Origin of the sequence: Eleftheria terrae (genome assembly GCF_030419005.1) — a bacterium.
Taxonomy (GTDB): Bacteria; Pseudomonadota; Gammaproteobacteria; order Burkholderiales; family Burkholderiaceae_C; genus Caldimonas; species Caldimonas terrae.
Genome location: NZ_CP106951.1, coordinates 4,161,543 through 4,183,714 on the forward strand (window position 1 = coordinate 4,161,543; position 22,172 = coordinate 4,183,714).

Annotated in this window: 23 protein-coding genes; 13 read left to right on the forward strand and 10 right to left on the reverse strand. The window is 70.0% G+C overall.

Features of this window, described 5'->3' with window-relative positions; translation table 11 throughout:
* Nucleotides 1–67 precede the first annotated feature (67 nt).
* A complete protein-coding gene (locus tag N7L95_RS18565) occupies nt 68–676 on the forward strand; it encodes a hypothetical protein (RefSeq protein WP_301256734.1) in 609 nt (202 codons plus the stop codon).
* A 263-nt stretch (nt 677–939) separates the two neighbouring features.
* Here N7L95_RS18565 and N7L95_RS18570 read toward each other — a convergent pair whose 3' ends face one another.
* On the reverse strand, nt 940–1,482 hold the full coding sequence (locus N7L95_RS18570) for a PAN domain-containing protein (RefSeq protein ID WP_301256735.1): 543 nt from the start codon (nt 1,480–1,482) through the stop codon (nt 940–942).
* A gap of 453 nt (nt 1,483–1,935) precedes the next feature.
* Here N7L95_RS18570 and N7L95_RS18575 point away from each other — a divergent pair, with 453 nt between their 5' ends.
* The 6 genes from N7L95_RS18575 (at nt 1,936) to N7L95_RS18600 (ending at nt 6,640) form a co-directional block, all read left to right on the forward strand.
* The gene (locus N7L95_RS18575; protein WP_301256736.1) at nt 1,936–2,415 is read left to right on the forward strand and encodes a hypothetical protein; all 480 of its coding nucleotides are present in this window, start codon (nt 1,936–1,938) and stop codon (nt 2,413–2,415) included.
* A 36-nt stretch (nt 2,416–2,451) separates the two neighbouring features.
* Nucleotides 2,452–2,919: a D-Ala-D-Ala carboxypeptidase family metallohydrolase gene (locus N7L95_RS18580; RefSeq protein ID WP_301256737.1), complete on the forward strand. Its 468-nt coding sequence runs from the start codon at nt 2,452–2,454 to the stop codon at nt 2,917–2,919.
* 630 nt (nt 2,920–3,549) lie between these two features.
* A complete protein-coding gene (locus tag N7L95_RS18585) occupies nt 3,550–4,467 on the forward strand; it encodes a PEP-CTERM sorting domain-containing protein (RefSeq protein ID WP_301256738.1) in 918 nt (305 codons plus the stop codon).
* Nucleotides 4,468–4,590: 123 nt separating this feature from the next.
* A complete protein-coding gene (locus N7L95_RS18590; RefSeq protein ID WP_301256739.1) occupies nt 4,591–5,256 on the forward strand; it encodes a hypothetical protein in 666 nt (221 codons plus the stop codon).
* A 54-nt stretch (nt 5,257–5,310) separates the two neighbouring features.
* Complete coding sequence (locus tag N7L95_RS18595; protein ID WP_301256740.1) at nt 5,311–5,856, forward strand: hypothetical protein; 546 nt, start codon at nt 5,311–5,313, stop codon at nt 5,854–5,856.
* Nucleotides 5,857–5,905: 49 nt separating this feature from the next.
* On the forward strand, nt 5,906–6,640 hold the full coding sequence (locus N7L95_RS18600; RefSeq protein WP_301256741.1) for a PEP-CTERM sorting domain-containing protein: 735 nt from the start codon (nt 5,906–5,908) through the stop codon (nt 6,638–6,640).
* Between the two features lie 232 nt (nt 6,641–6,872).
* Here the strand turns inward: N7L95_RS18600 and N7L95_RS18605 are convergent, their stop codons facing one another.
* Together N7L95_RS18605 and N7L95_RS18610 are read right to left on the reverse strand one after the other, a co-directional pair.
* On the reverse strand, nt 6,873–7,433 hold the full coding sequence (locus tag N7L95_RS18605) for a dihydrofolate reductase family protein (RefSeq protein ID WP_301256742.1): 561 nt from the start codon (nt 7,431–7,433) through the stop codon (nt 6,873–6,875).
* A gap of 75 nt (nt 7,434–7,508) precedes the next feature.
* The gene (locus N7L95_RS18610) at nt 7,509–7,865 is read right to left on the reverse strand and encodes a hypothetical protein (RefSeq protein WP_301256743.1); all 357 of its coding nucleotides are present in this window, start codon (nt 7,863–7,865) and stop codon (nt 7,509–7,511) included.
* Between the two features lie 255 nt (nt 7,866–8,120).
* On the opposite strand from N7L95_RS18610, the gene N7L95_RS18615 reads away from it, so the two are divergent.
* Entirely contained in the window at nt 8,121–8,516 is a 396-nt protein-coding gene (locus N7L95_RS18615; protein WP_301256744.1) for a GFA family protein, read from the forward strand.
* 322 nt (nt 8,517–8,838) lie between these two features.
* Nucleotides 8,839–9,747, forward strand: a complete 909-nt coding sequence (locus tag N7L95_RS18620) for a ketopantoate reductase family protein (protein WP_301256745.1) — start codon at nt 8,839–8,841, stop codon at nt 9,745–9,747.
* An 18-nt stretch (nt 9,748–9,765) separates the two neighbouring features.
* On the opposite strand, the gene N7L95_RS18625 is transcribed toward N7L95_RS18620, so the two are convergent.
* Both N7L95_RS18625 and N7L95_RS18630 read right to left on the reverse strand, forming a co-directional pair.
* A complete protein-coding gene (locus N7L95_RS18625) occupies nt 9,766–10,329 on the reverse strand; it encodes a metal-dependent hydrolase (protein WP_301256746.1) in 564 nt (187 codons plus the stop codon).
* A 264-nt stretch (nt 10,330–10,593) separates the two neighbouring features.
* Entirely contained in the window at nt 10,594–11,562 is a 969-nt protein-coding gene (locus N7L95_RS18630; RefSeq protein WP_301256747.1) for an AraC family transcriptional regulator, read from the reverse strand.
* Between the two features lie 148 nt (nt 11,563–11,710).
* Here N7L95_RS18630 and N7L95_RS18635 point away from each other — a divergent pair, with 148 nt between their 5' ends.
* A complete protein-coding gene (locus N7L95_RS18635) occupies nt 11,711–12,367 on the forward strand; it encodes an NAD(P)-dependent oxidoreductase (protein ID WP_301256748.1) in 657 nt (218 codons plus the stop codon).
* Between the two features lie 3 nt (nt 12,368–12,370).
* On the opposite strand, the gene N7L95_RS18640 is transcribed toward N7L95_RS18635, so the two are convergent.
* On the reverse strand, nt 12,371–14,512 hold the full coding sequence (locus N7L95_RS18640) for a putative bifunctional diguanylate cyclase/phosphodiesterase (protein WP_301256749.1): 2,142 nt from the start codon (nt 14,510–14,512) through the stop codon (nt 12,371–12,373).
* A gap of 151 nt (nt 14,513–14,663) precedes the next feature.
* Nucleotides 14,664–15,317 (reverse strand): leucine efflux protein LeuE, encoded by a 654-nt coding sequence (gene leuE / locus N7L95_RS18645; protein WP_301256750.1) that lies wholly within the window; start codon nt 15,315–15,317, stop codon nt 14,664–14,666.
* 106 nt (nt 15,318–15,423) lie between these two features.
* On the opposite strand from leuE, the gene N7L95_RS18650 reads away from it, so the two are divergent.
* Nucleotides 15,424–15,996 carry a 2OG-Fe(II) oxygenase gene (locus N7L95_RS18650; protein ID WP_301256751.1) on the forward strand — a complete coding sequence of 191 codons (573 nt, stop codon included), beginning with the start codon at nt 15,424–15,426 and terminating at the stop codon, nt 15,994–15,996.
* Between the two features lie 785 nt (nt 15,997–16,781).
* Entirely contained in the window at nt 16,782–17,915 is a 1,134-nt protein-coding gene (locus N7L95_RS18655; RefSeq protein ID WP_301256752.1) for a hypothetical protein, read from the forward strand.
* A gap of 162 nt (nt 17,916–18,077) precedes the next feature.
* On the opposite strand, the gene ypfJ is transcribed toward N7L95_RS18655, so the two are convergent.
* Nucleotides 18,078–18,959: a KPN_02809 family neutral zinc metallopeptidase gene (gene ypfJ / locus N7L95_RS18660; RefSeq protein ID WP_301256753.1), complete on the reverse strand. Its 882-nt coding sequence runs from the start codon at nt 18,957–18,959 to the stop codon at nt 18,078–18,080.
* Between the two features lie 711 nt (nt 18,960–19,670).
* On the opposite strand from ypfJ, the gene N7L95_RS18665 reads away from it, so the two are divergent.
* Nucleotides 19,671–20,075, forward strand: coding sequence for a GFA family protein (locus N7L95_RS18665; protein ID WP_301256754.1), 405 nt, complete (start codon nt 19,671–19,673; stop codon nt 20,073–20,075).
* 22 nt (nt 20,076–20,097) lie between these two features.
* Here N7L95_RS18665 and N7L95_RS18670 read toward each other — a convergent pair whose 3' ends face one another.
* Nucleotides 20,098–20,550 carry a ferritin-like domain-containing protein gene (locus N7L95_RS18670; RefSeq protein ID WP_301256755.1) on the reverse strand — a complete coding sequence of 151 codons (453 nt, stop codon included), beginning with the start codon at nt 20,548–20,550 and terminating at the stop codon, nt 20,098–20,100.
* Between the two features lie 161 nt (nt 20,551–20,711).
* A complete protein-coding gene (locus N7L95_RS18675; RefSeq protein WP_301256756.1) occupies nt 20,712–22,037 on the reverse strand; it encodes a calcium-binding protein in 1,326 nt (441 codons plus the stop codon).
* Between the last annotated feature and the right edge of the window lie 135 nt (nt 22,038–22,172).

Consider the following 22,172-nt stretch of genomic DNA (forward strand, 5'->3'; position numbering starts at 1 on the left):
CCAGCCTCGCCTGTCCGCCCGTGGGTGCGGCCTGCGTGCTGCCCACCGACTTCTCCGGAGCATCGATATGCTGAAGGACGCGATCCAGAAAGGTGTTTACCTCCAGGGCCTCGCCGCGCTGCTCAACAGCGGCCGGCCCGGTTTCATCGGCAGCTGGAGCGAAGGCACGGGCGACGCCGGCACCGGCAGCCAGGACCTGGCGAGCCGCGCCAGGCGCGCGCTGTCCACCCCCAAGCTGCTGACCTTCTATCCCGATGGGCAAGGCCAGCATCCCGTGGCCGTGCTGCCCTACCGGCAGGCCATGACCAGCCACATGCCGATGAATGGCCATGAAGCCATCAGCGGCGAGTTCACCGGCTGTGTGATGGGGGTGTACCAGGAGGACGGCCGCGTCGAGGTCAACCACGTCTGCACCGCCCAGCCCGCGGGCCCCGGCACGCCGCTACAGGCCTGGGACGACACGGTCGGCAACCCGCCCCCCGGCTTCCAGCTCCTGAACCAGGACCGCACCGCAGGTGGCGTGCCGGCCTACTTGAGCAACGCCACCAACGACAGGCTGCGCAAGTACAACGGCCAGTTCTGCATCCTCTGCATCGCCGACCCGGTGAGCTATGCGATCAAGCGCGCCTACGTCGGCAAGCGCAACGGCGTCTACAAGGTGCTGGACATCGGCTGAGCGGGAGAGGGCGGCCCTGCGCTCACGGGCCGGGCGCACGGCGGAGCGCGGCGGGGGTGGCTCCGGCGGTGACGCTGGCGGCTCGGCGTGCAAGCCGGGGCCGCGCGGCATGACCGCCGCGCACGGCATGTCGCGGCGGCTGGGAAGAAGCGGGCGCCAGGCCGGCGCTCAAGGGCGACGCCACCGTACGCTGGCGGCCGCTGAACCCGGGGTGGGGCAGCGGCCGCCAGCGGGTGGCCCGGCCTCGAGGGTGCGGTGTCGCATCAGCGCCAGTTGACCGTGCCCGAATCGCAGCAACCGTTGGGCGTCGGTGCCGGAATGCGGTTCTTCAGCCAGCAGCGCGGATTCGGCCCCTGCACCCGCGGGCGCACGTAGGTGTAGGCGACGCAGCGTGCATCGCCGCGGCAATACGCTTCACAGGCATCGGCCGTGGCCGACCAGGGCAGGTCGAAGTTGGTGTAGTCGCTGCCCGGGCGGTCCCAGCCGATCTCCCGCGTCACCTGCTTCACGCCCGAGTAGCAGCACCCCGACGCCTGCGGCAGGGGCGCGGCCGACTTCAGCCAGCAGGCTGCGTTGCTGCCCTGCACGCCGGGATGCACATAGGTGTACGCCTGGCAGCGCGCGTCGTTCTCGCAAGCGGACTTGCAGAGGGTGTAGTCGGGCGACAGCTCGAAGCGGGCATAGTCGGCGCCGGGGCGGTCGATGCCGAATTCGACACTGGCCGGCGCTGCCGTGGCAGGCGAGGCCAGCGCCGCCAGCGCCACTGGAATCGCGAGCAGGGACATGACAAAGGAAGGCGTCTTCATCACTTGTTCTCCTTGCAAAAACACCATGCAGAAGAGCCGATGCAGTGAGTGAGACCGGCACCGGCCCGGGCTGACTCAAGAGCGCCCGGCAGGGCTCGCAGACGCGCCGATGGCCCGGCGTGGAAAACAGGCCGCGGACCCGCTGCCAGCAAGCACGCTCTTGACTGCGCACCCGGCATGGCAGCCATGGCCGCCGGACCGGGCCGCTTCAGTGTTCGCGCATTCCCGGGGGTTTGCCTGACCCTTCTGTAACCTGCTGTGGCGCCCCGGCGAGCCATCCGCCGCCGTGCCAGAAGCCGCTCATTCAAGGGGGGCGGCGGCCTCCGGCCCCCCCAAGTCTTGGGGAGGGGCAGCTCCGCCGGCTGCCGGCATACTCGCGGCCATTGCCGACCTCGGGCATGTCGTGTGCTCTACCGCGGCCCGCGGCAGCCACCCTTGTGAGAGGACCCCATCTTGTTCCCCATCTCCAGTTCATCCGGCCTGCTGCGGCCAGCCCGTCGCGCTGGCGCGTCCCTGTCGCTGGCGGTGTTGTCGACCCTGTCGGGCGTCGGCCTGGCGGCCCATGCCGCCCCGGGCACCGCATCCGCCAAGGCCGATGGCGCGGCGCCGGCCGCCTCCGCAGCTGCCGCACCAGCGGCCGCACTGCTCGGCAAGTGGGCGCGCAGCCCCGAGGACTGCAAGCGTCCCGAGCTGAACTTCAAGGACAAGTCGGTGGAGATCCTGATCGATGCCGATGGCAGGGCCGTCGGCGAGCGCTATCCGAAGGTCGCGTATGCGGTCGCCGGCAACATCGTGACCGTCGCCTTGCACAAGCCGCACCCCTATGCACAGACGCGCAAGAAGGACGAACTGGACTTCATGCTGATGCCCGACGGCACGGTGCAGATGCAGGTCACCAAGTTCGAGCCAACGGCCTTTGTCCGCTGCCGCTGATCACCAAAAAAATGAGAAATTGAGGGAGAAACACCAATGAACGACAAGACCACCCGGCTGAGCAAGCACTTCACGCTCGGCGAGATGACGACCACGTCCCAGAAGATCGCCAACCTGCCCAGCTCGCCCATCGTCCTGGACAACCTGCGGCAGGTCTGCGAGAAGGTGCTGGAGCAGGTGCGCGAGCATTTCGGCAAGGCCGTCATCATCCACAGCGGCTACCGCGGCCCCGCGGTGAACGCAGCCATCGGCGGCAGCAAGACCTCGCAGCACATGAGTGGCGAAGCGGCCGATTTCCATGTGGCGGGCTTCACCGTCTATGAGGTGGCGGACTGGATCGCCAACAACCTGATGTTCGATCAGCTGATCCTGGAGAACTTCGTTCCCGGCATCAAGACCTCGGGCTGGGTGCACTGCTCCTACGCCAAGAAGAACCGTCGCCAGGTGCTGACCAAGTTCAAGGGCTCGAAGAAGTACTACCCGGGCCTGTTGCTCAAGCCCTGAGGGGCGGGGCCTCGGGCCCCACCTCGCAAGGCCACGCAGCGCCTTGCTCCCAGGCAGCGCCACCGCCCCTCCAACCTCGGCCGGGCGGCCCTCAGCTCGATGGGCCCGTGGTGGCCGCCTTGGTCACGTCACACAGGGGCCAGCCGCTGCGCCAAGCGTGGCGGCGGGCGGCTGCATGCTCCGCCCTTGCTCCACTCCTGCACCGCTTCGTTCACACCAGCAGCATCGGCCATCGCCTCGTGATGGCAATGGCGCGTGCCGGCCGAGCGGCGTTGAACTTGCGCATCGGCTGCACTATCTTGGATTGCTCTTGATGCCTTGAACATGAACGAAGGCCGGGGCGGTGGGTGCCTTTCTTCCCGCTGTCCCCCTGGATGAAGGAGACAGCCCAGGCGGTCTGGCCTGAGGTATGTGGCACATCGGCTACCCCGTGTGTGCCGGGTGTCTCCTGCACGGCCGCCGGCTGGCCCGGTGGGGCCGGGGCCCGAGCTTCAAGGCAGGGCTGCTCGACAGCACTTCACCCGAGAACAACAGGACGCTGCGGTCGTCACCGCGGCGGATCCGACGCTGCCTGCCGACGGAGGGCACCGCGGCGCCCATCGTCTACCAAGCAAGCAACAGGAGATGAACATGACAGAGAACCACGGTTCACGTTCTCCAGGCCGGGCAACGGCCGCCTGGCTCGCCAAGGGTGTGTCGGTGCTGGCACTGGCTGCCGGGCAGGCATTCGCGGTGCCGCCCGCCAAGACGGCTGGCGTGGCGCTCATCAGCGTCGGTGCCACCGCGCTCACTGCCGGCGCGGGCTCGCCACTGGTGGGCGCGTTCCAGATCGGCTGGGGCATTGGCTGCGTGCTGTTCGATCCGCCCGACCTGATTCATGCGGGAGACCCGGTCGACCTCTCGGCCTACAGCATCTACAAGCTGCCCGATGTCCGCACCTTGTACCCCGACACGCCCACCGGGCTTGCGGTGGCGCTCAACAGCTACTCGACGCTGATGGACGGCTACCTCGCGAACGTGCGGGCGCAGACCGCTGCCATGGACCGACGCGCCGGCGCGCTGGAGCTGGGGCGCGAAGACTGGGCCGCCGAGCGGTGGGAGGAGGCGGTGCGCTTCAACAAGGACGCGATGGCGATCGCCGATGTGGCGGCCGCTGCCTTCCCCTCGCTGCTGTCGGCGATCGACTACTACGATCCCGGCGCGCTCGACCGGCCGATCACGCTCGAGCAGACGCTGGCGATGCGCGACTTGTTGAAGGCGGGTGAGTTTCCGGCCTTCGAGCAATTCGCGCTCGATGCCTGGCAGCTGACCGATTTCGAGAAGGCGGCGTTTGCGCAGCGGATGGGCGCCGTGAGCGATGCCGACATTGCGGCCTTCTTCGATGAGCGCGGCCGGCTCGCCGCCGGCACGATGACGGCCGGCGATGCCATGGCAGCAGGCACCAGTGCCTGCTCGGACTGCCTGCCGCCGGTGCCCGAGCCCTCCACCGTGTTGCTGTTGTCGATCGGCTTGATCGGCCTGATGCGCTTGTCACGGCGCAACCGTTGAACGCCGGGGGCGGCTCGCACCGCCGCCCCGTGCTTGAGGGGGGCAGGCACGCCAGCGCAGTGATAAATCATCACGCACAGCGGCAGAGCGTCATCTGTCGCTGCGAGCCGGGAGGTGCCTGCCATGAAGACGACCCTGCTTCTGCGCACCGGGGCAGCCTTGCTGTCGTGCGCCACCTGGCTGGCACCGGCCGTTTCGGAGCCGCTGCTCTACCAGGCGTGGCAACTGCCGTATCCGTCATCCTGGAGCAGCGTGCTGGGCGAGGCCGGCGAGTTGGCCGTGTCAGGGATCGAATCGCCGAATGCCTATGTGCTCTTGCCGGGTGGCGGGGTGCGGGCCCTGCCATCGCTGGGGCTCAGCCCCCGGGGGTATGGCGAAAGCACGGTCAAGGCGCTGCAGCCGAATGGCGATGCGGTGGGTGCCTCCACCTACTTCGAGCGCGGCATCTATCGCGGGCACCGGGCCACGCTCTGGCGGCAGGGCCAGCCGGTGCACCTCGGCAGCCTGGGGACGGATGCAAAGGGCAATGGCCGGAGCTCCGCCGAGCTGCTGAACGCGGCCGGCATGGTGGCCGGCAACTCGCTGCCCTTTGACGCCACCGGCACCCGGGTGGCGTACTCCGGTTCCTTCCTGTGGCATCAAGGCCGCATGGTGCAGCTGGCGCCGCTGGCAACCGGCCTGCCGTACCGCCTGGACACCACCGTCCATGCGCTCAACGCGCACGGCTGGACGGCCGGCACCGCCGGTTGGCACGACGGGCAGCGCCACACGTCGCGGGCCGTGATGTGAAGCCCCGACGGTGAGGCCCACAACCTCGGTTCGCTGGGTGGCGAGAGCGGTGCGGTGTCGATCAACGACAGCGGCCAGGTGGTGGGCTACTCCTATCCCAATGGTTCGTCGCGCGCCACCCTGTGGCAGCAAGGCCAGGTGATCGATCTGGGGCACCTGGGCGGCACGGCGACCGGCTACACCGACAGCGAAGCCATCGAAATCAACAACCGTGGCCAGGTGCTGGTGCAGTCAGTGAGGGTCGTCAACGGCGTGGTCTTGGGGCGGCGTACCGCTGTCTGGGAGCAGGGGGGCCTGCGCCACATCAAGCCGCCGTGGCCGGACACGGGCTTCTCGCCGGTCCTGCCGGTCGACATGAACGAGTCGGGCCAGGTGGTCGCCACCGGTGGCTTGTCGGGCGAGTGGCCGAAGGCGCTCGTCTCGCTGGATGGACGATCGTTCATCGACCTGAACACGGTGGTCGCGGCCTCCAACCTGAAGGGCTGGCAACTGTTTGAGGCCCTGAAGATCAACAACGCCGGACAGATCCTGGCGTTGGCTCGCTGGGCGCCGACCAACGAACGCGCCACCTTCTTGCTGACCCCTTTGCCCAAGCGCTAGCCGCACCCGCTGCCCGGTATGGGCCGGTGCGTTTTCCACTGGAGCTGCCATGTTCGCAAGACCCCTGACCTGCCTGATGCTTGCCACGATCCCGCTGCTGCCCGGACTGGCCGTGGCGGTGCCCGGCAACCTGCTGCTCAACGGTGAGTTCGAAGACCGGCACCTGCTGGATCCCGAGCACCACCACTTCAAGGTGCCCGATGTGTGGGAGACCAGCGGCCTGACGATCGACTCACAGATTGCCGGGGGAGAGCTGTTCCAGAACGCGGTGCTGTGGGCCGACAAGGAGGAACCGACGCCGGCCGGCGCACCGGACCCGGCCGTGTGGATGTTCAACACCGGCAGCTTGTGGCAGAGCTTCGAGGTGAGCCTGGCCGGGCAGTACCGCCTTCGCTGGACCGATGCCGGCACCTTCCCGGTGACCTGGCCCTGGCACGAGAGCCTGCCGTTCTACGGTGACGCGCAACTGGGGCAGCGCTACGGCGTGCAACTCGATGAGCAGGCGCTGGGTGCCTACGAGGTCAGCGTGGAGCAGGGGGATCGCTGGCACGTGCTGACCCTCACGCTCGCGCCAGGCACCCACACCCTGAGCTTCGCCGGCCTGAACCCGGGCGAGATCGAACGCTTCGGCTCGGCCAACCAGTACGCGCGCCAGACGCTGGTGTACTTCGCGGTGCTCGACAACATGTCGATCACGCCGGTGCCCGAGCCGCAGGCGCTGGCCCTGACCGGCCTCGGGCTGGTCGCCTTGTTGCTGGCCCGCCGGCGGCGCGACGCCCCTTGAGTCGCGGCCGGGCCTCGAGCGGCGGTGGGTGCGACCGGCGTCGAAGGTGCGACGCCGGGGCGCGGCCGCGCACTGCCCTGGGCCACCAGGTTGGCGACACCGGTTCTCGCGCGAAGGGCCGGGGGTGTCGCAGCCGAAGCCGGCCTTGCTGACGTGAGCTGCCAGGATGCGGCCGCTCAAGGCTGCCGTTCAGCGGTGGGCCGCACCGCGGACCGTCCGCTGCCACCGGCTGTCAGCCGCGTGCGCGCCGGTAGTGCACGGCGACCGCGCCGCTGCGCAGCGGCGTGGCCGAAACAAGTTCGAGCCGTCGCGTGCCGGGCAGCCCGCTCTGGTACAGCGTCGGGCCGTGGCCGGCGATCCTGGGGTGGACGAGGAACCGGTACTCGTCGATCAGGTCCAGCCGGTCCAGCTCGGTCGCCAGCTTGCCGCTACCGAGGAGCACGCCGGCCGGGGTGGCGTCCTTCAGCTTCTGCACGCCGGTGCGCAGGTCGCCGGCGATGTGGTGGCTGTTGTTCCACGGGAAGTTCTTTCGCGTCGACGACACCACGTATTTCGGCTTTGCCTGCAGCTTGACCGCCCACTCGCGCACCGCTGGCGGCGCCTGTTCGCTGCCGCGGGCCACCGCCGGCCAGTAGCTCTCCATCATCTCGTAGATGACGCGGCCCCACAGCATCGCCCCGCCCTCGTCCATGAGGCGGGTGAAGAAGGCGTGGGTCTCGTCGTCGGCGATCCCCTCCCGGTGGTCGACGCAACCGTCGAGGGTGAGGTTGATGCTGAAAGTCAAAATACCCATGGTGGCGCGTCTACTCCGAATCGAGGGGAATCGATGGACTGTCACTTGTCGGCGACTCCTTCGCAGCGACCTGCTTCAGGCGCGGCGAAGGTCTCTGGCCAGCAGCTTCGCAGGCCACATTCCCATATGACCACAGCCCATGGTCGCACTGGCTGCGGAGAGGGTGCCTTCCACGACCACCCGCTTCCCATGAAGACGACGGCAGATGTCTTGGTCGAAGCCCATCGCACCGTTGCCCACCTCGAGCCAGATGGATGACCGATCACCCTCGCCCCGCTCCCGTGTCGGGAAGTGGCTGATGCAGACGTCCTCGAAGTCGAAACTGAGAACTCCTTCGACACAGACGTCCTTGCCGTTCAACGTCTCCAAACGCGCGAGGGCTTGATTGACAGAGAGGGGAAGCGCCATGAGGCCGGAGCGTATCTCATCCACGCCCGCTTCCGCAGCGGTGCGTCATCGCGGGCCGGGTCGCCGGCCCAGAGGCCTGAAGCGCCGAACGGCGACTCGCCGGGCTGGCTGTCGAAGGCGCGATTGCCGGTGGACACGCGCGTCATCTCCGGCGGCCGGATGCACTGTGGCGGCCGCTACCATCGGACCTGGGCGAGCGCCGCCCGGCCGGTCCGGGCGGCGACGGCGTGGTCACTGGTCTTGTACAGGCTGCCGCTGGCGGCCCGGAGGGAACTCATCATGTTGAATGGCGCTTGCAGTTGCGGCGCGGTCCGCTTCGAGGCGGGGGGCGTGCCCTTCCATGCCACCTGTTGCCATTGCACGCAGTGCCGGGGCAGCACCGGCGCTCCGTTTGTCGCCTGGTTCAGCGTGAACCGCGCGGACTTCCGCTTCACCCATGGCAGCCCGACCCGCTTTCGCTCGTCCGCCAGGGGCACGCGCAGCTTCTGCCCGCAATGCGGCACCCAGCTGACCTTCGAGAGCGACGACTATCCCGACGAGGTCGACGTGACGACCAGCAGTCTGGACGATCCCGCCCAGGTGCCGCCACAGGATCACACCTATGTCGGCAGCCGCCTGCCCTGGGTGGTCCTGGCGGACGGGCTGCCGCAGTTCCTGCGGGCCCGCGAGCGATGAGGGCTGGACCGACCTGCGATGCGCTGCGGCGCCTCGCAATGTTGCACAAGAAAACCAACGGCCTGCCGGCTGCCCGGTAGGCTCGGGCCGTTCATCAGGGAGGGCACAACATGTTCATGCCGAAGCTCTTTGCCGCGCCGGCCGCCGGCACCATGGCTGCGCCTGGGCGGCGTGCCGTTCGCTCTGCCGGGCTGGCCACGGGCGCTGCGCCGAGGCCGGACGGGCTGGGCGCGGAGGCCGGCTTGTCGCACCCCCGCGGGCGTCACGCCGCGGCGGCCTGAGCGGCGCCCTCTTTCCCTCTTCAAGCCAGGAAGGGCAGGCCATGAAGATCGCAGTGATGGGGGCTGGCGCCGTCGGGTGCTACTACGGCGGCATGCTCGCGCGTGCCGGCCATGCGGTCACCCTGATCGGTCGCCCCCGCCATGTGGAGGCGGTACGGCGCGACGGCCTGCTGCTCGACACCCAGGCGTTCCGGGCCCGCGTGCCGATGGCCGCCACCTCGGACGCCATGGGCGTGAGGGGCGCCGGCCTGGTGCTCTTCTGCGTGAAGTCGACCGACACCGAAGCCGCCGCGGCCGAGATGGCGCCTTACCTGTCGCCCGACACGCTGGTGCTCAGCCTGCAGAACGGCGTGGACAACTGCCAGCGGCTGCAGGCGGTGCTGTCGCAGCCGGTGGCGCCGACGGTGGTCTACGTGGCCTCAGAAATGGCGGGGCCGGGCCATGTCAAGCACCATGGGCGGGGCGAGCTGGTCATCGGGCCGGCCGCCGGCAGCGAGGCGGCGGCGGCCTTGTTCGCCGAAGCCGGCGTGCCGGTGCAGGTGTCTCCCCATGTGATGGGTGCGCTGTGGGCCAAGCTCATCCTCAATTGCGCCTACAACGCCCTGTCGGCCATTGCCCAACTGCCCTACGGCCGGCTGGTGGAGGGCGAGGGCGTCGACTCGGTGATGTGCGACGTGGTCAACGAGTGCCTGGCGGTGGCCCGCGCGGACGGCATCACCGTGCCGGGCAATGAGTGGGACGCGGTGCAGCGCATCGCCCGCACGATGCCGACGCAGTTCTCCTCCACCGCCCAGGACCTCGCGCGTGGCAAGCGCAGCGAGATCGACCATCTCAACGGCTACGTGCTGCGGCGTGGGCAGGCGCTGGGGGTGCCGACGCCGGCCAACCGGGTGTTGCACACGCTGGTGAAGCTGGTGGAAATGGCGCGCATCCCACCGGGCGCTGGCTGAGCCGGGCTGGCCGGCTTCTCATCCGGCCGGCGGCGTGTCCGGTGCGCTCCCGCGCTGGCCGCAGCACCGCCTGGCGGCCGCCAGGCCGGCCGCAAGCCCAAGCGCCGGCAGCCAGATCCACTGCAGCTCCGACAGCAGCACTTCCAGCCCGCGCGGGCCGAGCAGGCGCCGCAGGCCGATGGGCGACACCTCGATCACGCGCCACGGGGCGAACCAGCGCTGGTCCGACCAGGGCCACCACAGCGCCACGCCGAGGCCGCCGTCGGTCAGCATGTCGAGCAGGGCATGCGAGGCCGCCGCGGTGCCCACGAACAGCGCGGCCACGCCGCGCCTGCTGCGCAGCCAGGGGGCTGCAATGGCGGCCAGCAGCGCCAGCAGCGCAGCGAAGGCGAGTGAGTGGCTGAAGCCGCGGTGCCCCAGCGCGTGCGAGTAGGCGATGCCGAGGCGAAAGGCCAGCACGTCCAGATCGGGCAGGACCGAGGCGAGCACGCCGGCCGCGAGCAGCCGGGGGCCGACGGCCTGCCGGCCCAGGCCAGCGGCGAGCGCCAGCGGGATGGCGGCGTGCGAAAAGACGGTGGGCATCGTGAAACGGTGTCGTAGAAGCCGGGCCGGCCGCCAGTGGTGGCGGTGGCGGTGGCGTGTGCGTGTGCGTGGGCGTGGGCGTGGGCGTGGGCGTGGGCGTGTGCGTGGGCGTGGGCGTGTGCGTGGGCGTGGGCGTGGGCGTGTGCGTGTGCGTGGGCGTGGGCGTGGGCGTGGGCGTGGGCGTGGGCGTGGGCGGCCATTTTGCGGGGCCGCTGTCGGCTGTGTCTTTCCCCCGGGCAGGGGGCGGCCGGGCCATGGGCCGGTTCAGCGCGGCACAGTGGCTGCCGGCGTGGCGTGACGCACCGCGCCGGGCGAGTGGCCGTTGCAGCGTTTGAAGGCCCGGCTGAAGGCCGCCTCCGACTGGTAGCCGACCCGGCCAGCCACCTCGGCCAGCCGGGCGTCGGGCGCCTGCAGCCAGCCGGCCGCCAGCTGCATGCGCCATTGCGCCAGGTACTGCATGGCCGGCACGCCGACCCGCGTCTTGAAGTGGGCGGCGAAGGCCGAGCGTGACATCGCCACTTCGGCGGCCAGCGCCTGCAGGGTCCAGGGCCGCGCCGGGTCGCGGTGCATCAGCGCCAGGGCGCGGCCGATGTGCCGGTCCTGCAGGGCGCCCAGCCAGCCGGTGTGGGCGGACGGGTCCTGCCGCAGCCAGGCGCGAATGGCCTGGATGACCAGGATGTCGGCCAGCCGCGTTACCACCGTGGCACCGCCAGGCAGGCTGCGGGCCGCTTCGTCGGCCATCAGGCGCAGGGTGGTCTGCATCCATTCCAGTTGCGGCGAGGCATGCGCCTCGATGCAGATGCAGCGCGGCAGCAAGGCCACCAGCCGGCGGGCGGCCGGCGCATCGAAGCGCACCGCGCCGCACACCAGGCTGGCCGCTGCACCGCCACCACCATGACGCAGCAATTCGTACTGGTCGCCGAGCGGCTCGCGTGGCAGTGCGAACAACGCGGCAGCGCTGGCGCCGGGCTCGTGCACGAGGCGATGGCCCTCGCCGCGCGGCAGCAGGGCCAGGTCGCCGGGCTGCAGCGGCCGAGGCGCCTCCTGCGGCACCTCGAGCCAGCAGCGGCCCGACGTCACCACATGGAACATCAGGCAGTCGGGCAGGGGCGGCAAGGCCAGCCCCCACGGCGCGGTGAACTCGGAGCGGCAATAGAAGGTGCCGCTCATGTGCAGGTGGTGCAGGGCCTCGCCGAGCGGATCGCCGGTGGCCCAGGTGCGTGCGTCGCTCATGGCCGGACTATGGGGGAGTGCGGGCGGCATCGTCCAGCGGCCCTGGACGATCGAGCATGAAACTGCGACCGCCAGGCATTGGAGGTGCCGATCGGACGCCGGACACTGGACGCCATGCCGCCATCGGGCGGCGACGGAAGGAGCCGGGATGAAGGTGTTGGTGGTGGGAGCAACCGGGGGCTCGGGCCGGGCAGCGGTGCAGGCGCTGCTGGCTGCGGGCCATGAGGTGACCGCATTTGCCCGGCGGCCGGAGCTGCTGCCAGGCGGCGGCGAGCGGCTGGCGCTGTGCCGCGGCGACGTGATGGACAGCGCCGACCTCGAGCGGGCCATGGCCGGGCAGCAGGCGGTGGTGGTCACGCTGGGCATTGCCGAGAACCCATGGCGGGTGCGCCTGTTCGGCAGCCGGGGCACCCCGCTGGACGTGCGTTCGGCCGGCACCTACCGGCTGGTCGAATGCATGCGCCGCCACCAGGTGCGCCGCCTGGTGGTGCAGACGAGCTATGGCGTCGGCGAGACACGCGAGCGGCTGCCGGCGCTGTACCGGCTGATGTTCCAGCTGCTGCTCAAGCCGCAGGTGGCCGATACCGAGCGCCAGGAGCGGGTGGTGCGTGACAGCGGGCTCGACTGGGTGCTGGCCCAGCCGGTCAACCTGACCGATGCCGACGACCCGGCCGCGGCCGTGCTCGCCTCGCCGCAGGGGGCGGTGCGCAGCATGCGGGTGTCGCGGCGCCAGGTGGGCCGTTTCCTGGCCGAGGCGGTGCAAGCGCCGCAATGGGTCGGCTGCAGCGTGGCCCTGTCAGGCTGAGGCTCAGTGTTCCACCGGCAGCAGGGCCGGTTCACCGTAGATGGAGGGCCGGAATTCGAGCGGGCGGGAGGAGTGCCTGTCTTCCAGTATCCACAGCGTGAGCTTGTCGGCCGGCATCGGGCGGGCGAACAGGAAGCCTTGCAGCTCGTCGCAGGCGAAGGTGCGCAGGATGTGGTGCTGGCCTTCGGTTTCGACCCCTTCGGCCACCACCCGCAGGCCCATGGCGTGGGCCAGCTGCACCACTGCGTCGACGATGGCGCGGGCGTCGCCGCTGGTCTCGAGGTCCTTCACGAAGCTGCGGTCGATCTTCAACTGCTTGGCCGGCAGCTGGCGCAGGTGGCTCAGGCTGGAGTAGCCGGTGCCGAAGTCATCGATGGACAGGGTGGCGCCGATCGCGGCAATGCGCTTGAAGGTGCGCAGCGTGGCCTCGGGGTTTTCCATCGCCGCCGATTCGGTGATCTCGAACGTCAGCAGCGACGGGTCCAGGCCGTGCCGCTGGATGGCGCTCGCAATGCGTTCGGCCAGGTCGTCCTGGCGCAACTGGTGCATGGACAGGTTGATGGCCACCCGCATCATCACGCCCTGTGCCGCCCAGGCCTGCAGCTGGCGGCAGGCTTCCTCCAGGATCCATTGGCCCAGCAGGCCGATCAGGCCGAAACGCTCGGCCACCGGGATGAACACGCCGGGCGCGAGCAGGCCGCGTCGTGGATGGTTCCAGCGCACCAGCGCCTCCACGCCGGTGATCTGGCCGCTGCTGCCGTGCAGCTTGGGCTGGTAGTACAGCTCGAACTCCTGGCCGGCCAGGCCGCGACGCAGCTCCTGCTGCAGTTCCACCAGCTCACGCACGCCGGCGTCCATGCTGGCTTCGAAAAAGCGGTAGCTGCCGCCGCCGGCGCGCTTGGCGGCGTTCATGGCCGCCTCGGCGTTGCCGACCAGCTTGTCGCCCGCGCCGTCGCCCGGATAGACGGAGATGCCGATGGAGCAGGACAGCTGCATCGCATGCTGGCCGACCGTCACCGGCTCGGTGAAGGCTTCCAGCAGCCGCTGCGCGAACTGCGCCAGCACGGCGCTGTCGCCGGCCTGCTCGTGCAGCAGCAGGAATTCGTCGCCGGCCAGGCGGGCCGCGGTGTCGGAGGCCGCTGCGACTTGGCGCAGCCGCGCCGCCATCTCGACCAGCACGCTGTCCCCGGCGCGGCGGCCCCAGGAATCGTTGATGGGCTTGAAGCCGTCGAGGTTGATGAAAAACACGGCCGCCCGTTCGCCACGGCGTTCGCACAGCGTCATGGCGTGGGTCAGCCGGTCCTCGAAGGCCAGCCGGCTGGCCAGCTGCGTCAGCGGATCGAACAGCGCCACATGCTGCAGCCGTTGCTCGGCCTTGCGCAGGGAGCCGGCCAGGCGCTGGGTGCGCTGCTGCAGGTGGGCGTCGACCAGGGAGGTCAGCAGCGTCATCGTCAGGATGAGCAGGGAGCCGCCCGCGATCACGCTGCCCAGCGTGTTGCCTGAGAGCGAGCCGGCGCTCAGGCACAGCGCGCCGGCCGGCACCTGGGCTGCCACCATCCCGGCGTAGTGCATGCCGGCAATGGCCAGACCCATCACCACCGCGGCGCCCAGCTGGCGCAGCACGCGCCGCTCGCCGCTGCCCATGCCGATGCGGAAGATCATCAGTGCGGTGGCCGAGGCGGCCACCGCAATCACCACCGACACCGCCACCCAGGCCAGGTCCCAGACCACCTCCGGCTGCATCACGAGGGCCGCCATGCCGATGTAGTGCATGGCGCTGATGCCGGCGCCCATGCACAGGGCGCCGCCGGCCACCGTGCGCCAGCTGCAGTGGCGCACGGTGGCGAGCGCGAGCGCGGTGCCCGACACCGCCACCGCCGCCAGCCACGACAGGGCGGTGAGGCCCGGCGTGTAGCCCAGCTGCATCGGCAGGCGCATGGCCATCATGCCGACGAAGTGCATCGACCAGATGCCGGTGCCCATGGCGAGCGAGCCGCCCAGCAGCCAGGCGCGAGCGAGTGTGCGGTCGCTGTCGCGCACGCGGCGGGTCAGGTCGAGCGCGACGTAGGCGGCATAGATCGCCATGCCCACGGACAGCAGGACCGTGAGCGGGTCGTAGTGGGGGACGAGCCACGCTGTGTTCATGAGGGATCGCGCCGCCCGGCAAGGGCGGCGTGGTGGCAGGGGGACCGTGGGATGCCGGCCAGCCGGCTTTCCCCGGTATATCGGCCAGCGGGGCGGCAGCTTTAGGACCGTCTATCGGCCGCCCGGTCGCCCCCGGCCCGGCCGGCCGCCGCTACCCCAGGCTCGCGTTCAGCAGCTTGGCGGCGAAACCGATGAAGAGGCCACCCACGCCGCCGGTACCGGCCGCCGACAGCCGGCGATGGCGGCGGAACTGCTGCGCCAGCCGTGCCCCGGCCAGGATCAGCACCGACAGGTACAGCAGGCAGCAGGTCTGCACGATGCTGCCCAGAATGAAGAACGACAGGGCCGGATGCGCATAACCGGGGTCGACGAACTGGATGAAGAAGGACACGAAGAACAGGATGGCCTTCGGGTTCATCAGGCTGATCAGCAGGGCCGTGCGGAAGGGCCGCGCACCGTCGGCGGCGGGCGGGGCGTCGGCGGCAGGGTCGGCATCACGCTGGCGATAGCGGGCCAGCGCGCCGCGCAGCAGGCCCACGCCCATCCACAGCAAATAGGCGGCGCCGGCATACTTGATGGCGAGAAACAAGGCCGGCGTGGCGCGCAGCAGGGAGGCGGCGCCGGTGGCCGACAGCAGCATCAGCACCAGGTCGCCGACAAACACGCCGAAGGCACCGCGATAACCTGCAGCCACCCCCCAGCGCGAGGCGACCGACATCACATACAGTGAATTAGGCCCGGGCAGCAGCACGATCACGATGCAGCCGAGGACAAAGGTGACGATGTCGGTGATGCCGTAAAACATGATGGGAATGCAGGCCGGTGGAGGAGGGGCGGGCCGCCTGTCGCCGCGGCCGCACCGGCGCAATAGTAGAGTACCCCGGCGACAAAAAAGAACCGAGGGAGAATTCATGGAAATCACATCACTGGGCGCTGGCGTCTACACCATCGACGGTTTTCTCAGCGAGGACGAGTGCCGGGCTTATATCGAGCTGGGCGAGCGCCTGGGTTTCAGTGCCGCCGCCATCGGCAGCGGTGAGGAGGCCCGCATCCTCAGGGAAGCACGCAACAACGACCGCATCCTGCTCGATGACGCGGCACTGGCCGCCCGGCTGTTCGAGAAAGCCCGGCCCTGGCTGCCGGCCGAGATCGACGGCTGGAGCGTGTGCGGTTTCAACGAGCGGCTGCGGCTCTACCGTTACGGCCACGGCCAGTACTTCAAATGGCACCAGGACGGCACCTTTCGCCGCTCCGACCAGGAAGAAAGCTTCCTGACCTTCATGGTCTACCTGAATGACGATTTCCAGGGCGGCGAAACGCGCTTCCGCTGGGATCGCGCCCAGCCGCGCCTGGGCCGCGCATTGGTATTTCCCCATCGCGTCAGCCACCAGGGTTCGGATGTGGCCGGCGGCATCAAATACGTGCTGCGCACCGACGTGATGTACCGGGCCCTGCCCGCGCCTGCGCCCACCCCGGCGCCCTGATGCGCCGCGCCCAGCGCCACTGCATCAAATGAAGGCAGCCTGATGACAGGCCACGCCCACGGCGGCCGGGCGCCATCCGGCTACAGCTTTTCCACAGGGCCATCCACATTCGCTGTGGATACCGGTGCCGAAATAAATCGGCATGGCTGCCCGCAGTAATCCCGCAGGAGAAACGGGCCGCCTGTGGCCTGGCTTGCCGGACTGCACCGGGGTCGATTTCCTCCGGCCATACAAGGCTTGTCCACAAAGTTGTCCACTTGACAGGGCGGGCTGCGCACGCGCCTTTTTGATCCGCGTGGCATGCCCGCTCCGGCGGACCCGGTGCCGGTGTTTCCGCATTTCGCCCCCTGGCAAAACTCCAGTGCCGAGGTCGGCTCGACCGCATCCCTCGCCCGTCGGATACCGGCACGCGCCGCCAAAAATGGCCGGGCTCCTTCGTGTGGATAACTTTGTGGGAAAGCGATGGAATCGCGGGGGACATCGGCCGCCATCGTGGCGCCGCACTCAGCATTTATGCGGGATGGCGGGCCTTGATTTTCCACAGCAAGTCAGTTGTACACGGGGCAGAAATGCCTGCCTGCAGAAGTCCCCACATCGTGTGGATGGAGCTGTGGAAAAGCTGTAGCCGGATGGCGCCGAGCCGCTGTGGCAGTGGGTCGTCATCAGTCTGCCTTGAAAATGTGCAATCCCGGGCGCCTTCCGGCCCACCGGAGTGACCCGGCCGCCAGGGGGGACGAGTCCGCCCGGCGCGCCAGGTTCGGCGGGGACCGTGGCAAAGTGGCCCGGTGAGCATCACCCTGACCCCCGGCTGCTACCGCGGCCTGCGCATCGCCGCCGCGGACCCGCGGCAACCCAATGGCTTCGAGGCCGCCGGCCTGGCGCTGAATGCCGAATCGGACGGCACGCTGCGGGCCTGTCTGGACCGGCTGGCGCTGCGCAACCTGCGCCTGCGGCTCGGCAGCGCGGCCCTCGACATCACCCTGGCCAGCCTGAAAGGCGCGGTCGTACGGCTGGCGCCGCTGCGGCCGGGCGAGCCGCTGGAGCTGCTCGGCCTGCGGGCGGACGAAGTGCAGTTGCAAGGCCTCAAGCTGTCCGTGCCGGCCGAGCCCGGCCAGGTCGGCGCACTCGCCGGCCCCTGGCGGCTGGATGCCCTGGGCGGCATGGACGGCTCGCTGCGCGCCTTCGTCACCGACGCGGCGTGGGTGGTCGATGCGGACGTCAGCGTGCCGGTGAGCGAGGGGCAGCTGGATTTCAACCGGGTGGTGGTCGAGCATGTCGGCCCGAATTCGTCGATGGGCCTGAGCCAGGGCGGGCTGTATGTGGACGCGCCGAATGTCGGCCGCATCTTCCTCTACGTGTTCACGGCCGGGAGCGTGCCCGGCGCCCGCTTCGAGACGCGGGGCGCACATGTCAGCGACCGCGGTGGCCTGGACCTGCGGGCGCTGCTGCAGGCCCTGCTCGACGACCCGCAGCGGCAGCCGCTCGGCAAGCCGGTGGGGCGCCACGAGGCAGCGCTCGACCGCACCCGCCTGAGCGGGGAGCTGCAGGTGGGCGACGGCGCCCTCGGCACCGCGCGGCACCACCTGCTGCTGGCCGGGCGGGCTCAGCGCAAGAACCGCATTGAACTGTCGGCCGGTGCACTGGGCCGGCAGCTGGTGGCCCGCGTGGCCGAGGCCTTCGCCAGCGAGGCCGTGTTCGACCTGCTCGGCCTGCCGGGCCGGACCGGCCCGATCAGCGCCGACCTGGAAATCCATCTCACCGGTCTGCGGCGAAGGCCGGAGGACAGCACCGCGCGCGCGGCGCTGCTGCTGAGCGCCGGGCGGGTGGCGCTCAGCCGGCTCGTCCTGGGCGAGGTGGGGGAGGCCACGCCCACCCTGCAGGCGCGTGGCGTGACGCCGCCGACGGCGGCCAGCGCCTGAGGCCGGGTGGCGGCAGCGCGGCCAGGCGGCGGGCTGCCGTGGCCCTGCTTGCACGGCAGTGCTTCCCGGCCAGTGCGCCCCAGTCCCTGCTTCTGAGCCCCTGCTGCTGGCCGCGCGCTTGCGGGGCGCTCCTGCGCGGCTCGCGCTGTCAGGCCCGGCGCGTCACGGCTCGCGCTGTGCGAAGGTGTCGCACTGCTGCAGCGAGCCGCTCTGCAGGCCGCGCTTGAACCAGTAGGCGCGCTGCTCGCTGCTGCCGTGGGTGAAGCTCTCCGGCACCACGGTGCCTTGCGAGCGCCGTTGCAGCGTGTCGTCGCCGATCTGGGCGGCGGCGTTCAGGGCTTCCTCCACATCGCCCTGCTCCAGCCAGCCCTTGGCCTGCTGCGAGTGGTGGGCCCACAGGCCGGCCAGGCAGTCGGCCTGCAACTCCAGCCGCACCGAGGCGGCGTTCGCCCGTGCCTGGGAGCCGCCGGCACGGGCGCGCTCCACCTGTTCGGTGATGCCCAGCAGGTGCTGCACATGGTGGCCGACCTCGTGGGCGATGACATAGGCCTGGGCAAAGTCGCCCGGCGCACCGAGCCGGCGCTCCAGCGTGTCGAAGAAGCCGAGGTCGATGTAGACGTGCTGGTCCGCCGGGCAGTAGAAGGGGCCCATCGCGGCCTGGCCGCGGCCGCAGGCGGTGGGTGTGGCGCCGCGGAACAGGGTCAGCCGGGCCGGCAGGTAGCGGCCGCCCTGGGCCTGCAGTAGCTCGGTCCAGACGTCCTCGGTGCTGGCCAGGACCGTGGAGACAAAGCGCGCCGAGCGGTCGTCGGCCGGCGGCGGTCCGGCCGGCTCGCGCGGCTGCTGTGCCACCGGTCCGCCACTGCCGCCGCTGAGCAGGTTCAGCAGGGTGAGCGGGTTGACGCCCAGCACCCAACCCCCCACCAGCGCGATGACGATGCTGCCGATGCCGATCGAGCGGCCGCCGAACCCGAAGCCGCCCCCACCCCCAGCGTCGCCGCGACGGTCCTCGACATTGCTGCTTTCCCGTTGTCCTTCCCACTTCATCGGTGCTTCTCCTGGCCCGCGGCCGTCGCCGGCAGCGCCGGCGCGCCGCCTTCCGCGGGCCGGCGCAAGCCGTGTGCCCCGCAGGTTACCAGCGGTACGCCAGTGCTGCCGGCGCGGTCTCGGGCCGATCTCGCCATGGCGGCCCGGCTGCCTAAGCGTGGCGGGTGTTGCTGGCGCGGCTCGGTGGCCGGTGAGCCGCCGTCGCGCGCGGTGCGGCAGCGAGGGCGCCGGAGCACCGCATGGCGGCACGAGCTGGGGGCGTCCGGTGCAGAGGTGCAGGGTACAGAGTGCAGAGGTGCAGGGTACAGAGTGCAGGGTGCAGGGTGCAGGGTGCAGGGTGCAGGGTGCAGGGTGCAAGGTGCAAGGTGCAAGGTGCAAGGTGCAAGGTGCAAGGTGCAAGGTGCAAGGTGCAAGGTGCAAGGTGCAAGGTGCAAGGTGCAAGGTGCAAGGTGCAAGGTGCAAGGTGCAAGGTGCAGGAGGCGGGGGGCAAGAGGCGGGGGCAGGAGGCGGGGGGCAGGGCAGGGCAAGTGCAGGTGCAGGCGCGATGCCGTGCAGGATGGCAGGGGTGGATGGGCGACTGGGCGCGTGCAGGGAGGGCATGCGCGTGTGGCGGTGAGGCCGTGACGTCGCCGCGGGTGCGGTCCTCTCTCCTGACATCTCCTGTCAGCAGCCGCTTCTACATTGAGGACTCCACCCCCAAGGAGGACCGCCATGAAGAAGACCTACCAAGGCAGCTGCCACTGCGGCGCTGTCCGTTTCGAAGTCGATCTCGACCTGTCTGCCGGCACCGGCCGCTGCAATTGTTCCTTCTGCAGCAAGGCGCGCTGGTGGGGGGCGATCACCCGGCCGGACGATTTCCGGCTGCTCGCCGGCGAGGCCGAGCTGGGCGACTACCACTTTGGCTCGCACAGCGCGCACCATCTGTTCTGCCGCCAGTGCGGCGTGCGGCCTTTCGGCCGGGGCGACATCGCCGAGATCGGCGGGCCCTATGTCTCGGTCAACGTCGCCTGCCTGGATGAGGTGTCGCCGGCCGACCTGGCGGCCGTGCCGGTGAAGACCATGGACGGCCGCCACGACAACTGGTGGCAGGAAGCGCCGCACGGCAGCTATCTCTGAGACGCCGCCGGTGCGGCGGGCGTCAGGCGTTCTTCGGCAGCCGGTCGCGCAGCACCTTCACTTCGTCGTGATTGCGCTGGGTGCCCTGCATCTGCCGCTCGACCAGGCTGCGAATGTTCAGCGGCAGGTCGCGGGCCAGTGCAGCGCGGTACTTCTTGAGCGCCACATCCTCGCCACGCTCGCATTCCTCGAGCATGGCGTGGTCGTCGTAGCCGGTCAGGGCGCTGCGGGTGGCGACCCAGCCGCGGTGGACGGCGCCGGCCGCCGTGCCGTGCGTCTCGGGCTTGCCGCCCAGGGCCGTCACCTGGGCCTGCAGTTCCTCCGCGCCGCGGCGGCAGTCTTGTGCGCGGGTGGAGAAGAAGGTCTGCAGCTGCGGTGACTTGGCATGCTCGGCGCAGGCATTGAAGCCATATTCGCCGTCCTTGCAGTTTTCGATCAGGTCGTTCAACAGGTCGATGACGTCGTCGTTGCTCATGGTGTGGGCTCCTGGCCTGCACGAGGCCGGTGGACAAAGGAGGTCCCCGCCGCACGAATGGGGCGGCGAGGTAGGTGCCATGAGCGGTTGGCAAACGACATGCCGGTGTGCGGCGCTGTCGCAGCGGCGCCATCGGGCGGCTGGCGCCGCCCGGGCTGTCATCAGGCGCCGTAGAGGAAGTCGCTGGCGTCCAGGGTCGCTGCGGCGGCGAGCGAGACCTGGCCCAGCAGCAAGGCGTCGCCGCCTTCGGCGCTGGTCGGGTTGTACCAGACCTGCCCGTCCACCGTGTTCACATAGATGCCGCTCAGCTGCCCGGCTGCGGCACCGGTCTGCCCGTCACCCTTGAAGAACCAGCGGTCGAGCAGGGCATGGCCTTCCGCGGTGCCGTCCTCGAAGGTGAGCCCCTGGATGCCCTTGATGACGCCACCCGGCAGCCGGGCGTCCAGCGCATCGAGCAGCACGAAGGCGTCGTCGGCATGCGAGAAGTCGACGATGGTGTCGGCGTCGGGGGCGCCGGCGGAGGTGAACACGAAGCGGTCCTGGCCCTGGCCGCCGATCAGCGTCGAGCGGCCGTACTGGCCGATCAAGGTGTCGTCGCCGTCGCCACCGTCCAGCGTGTCGCTGCCGCCATTGGCGAGCAGCGTGTCGTTGCCGCCCAGGCCCGAGAGCTTGTTGATGCGCTGGTTGCCGGTGATGATGTTGTCCAGCTCGTTGCCGGTAGCGTCGGCCGCCACCAGGTGCTCTTCCGACAGCTTGAGGTTCTCGACGTTGCGGCCGAGGGTGTAGCTGTGGATCGAGACCACCGTGTCGTTGCCGCCCAGCCAGCCGCTCTCGACCACCGTGTCGTTCATGCCGTCGACCAGGTAGAGGTCGTTGCCGCGGCCGCCTTCGAGGCGATCGTTGCCGCCGCCGCCGTCCAGGCGGTCGTTGCCGTCGCCGCCCAGCAGCACGTCGTCGCCGTTGCGGCCGAACAGGCGGTCATGGCCATTGCCGCCGACCAGCGTGTCGTTCTCGCCGTACATGTCGCCGTCGAAGCCGCCCATCAGGAAGTCGTCACCGTTGCCGCCGAGGAGCACGTCGTTGCCGTCGCCGCCGAACAGGGTGTCGTTACCGTCCATGCCCCACAGGGTGTTGTCGTTGGTGTTGCCGTACATCGTGTTGTCGAGCCGGTTGCCGATGCCGTCGAGGGCGGCCGGCCGGTAGTCGACCGAGCCGTCCGGGAACTCGATGCGTTCGGTGGGCTGGCCGTCCAGCCTGAGGGCCTCGACATGCTCGGCGAGCGTGATGCCGGCCAGGCGGGACACCACCGTGTCATTGCCTTCGCCGGCCTTCTCGATGACCTGGTCGCCGGCCGAGTTGACGAAGTACGTGTCGTCGCCGGTGCCGCCTGCCATGCGGTCCTCGCCGCGCGACCAGTTGCCGTTGAGCGAGGACGAGGCGTCGTTGCTGCTGTCCAGCAGGTCGTCGTCCGCGTCGGTTCCGTCCATGATCGCCATTGCTTTCCTCCATGAATGTGGATGCCGGGATGGGGGGTGCCGGTCGCTGGCCGGGCCAGGCGGCGCACGGAAGCATGGGGGAGGAAGCACTCGCTTGCACCCCTCTCAACAAGGGGGCTGGCACAA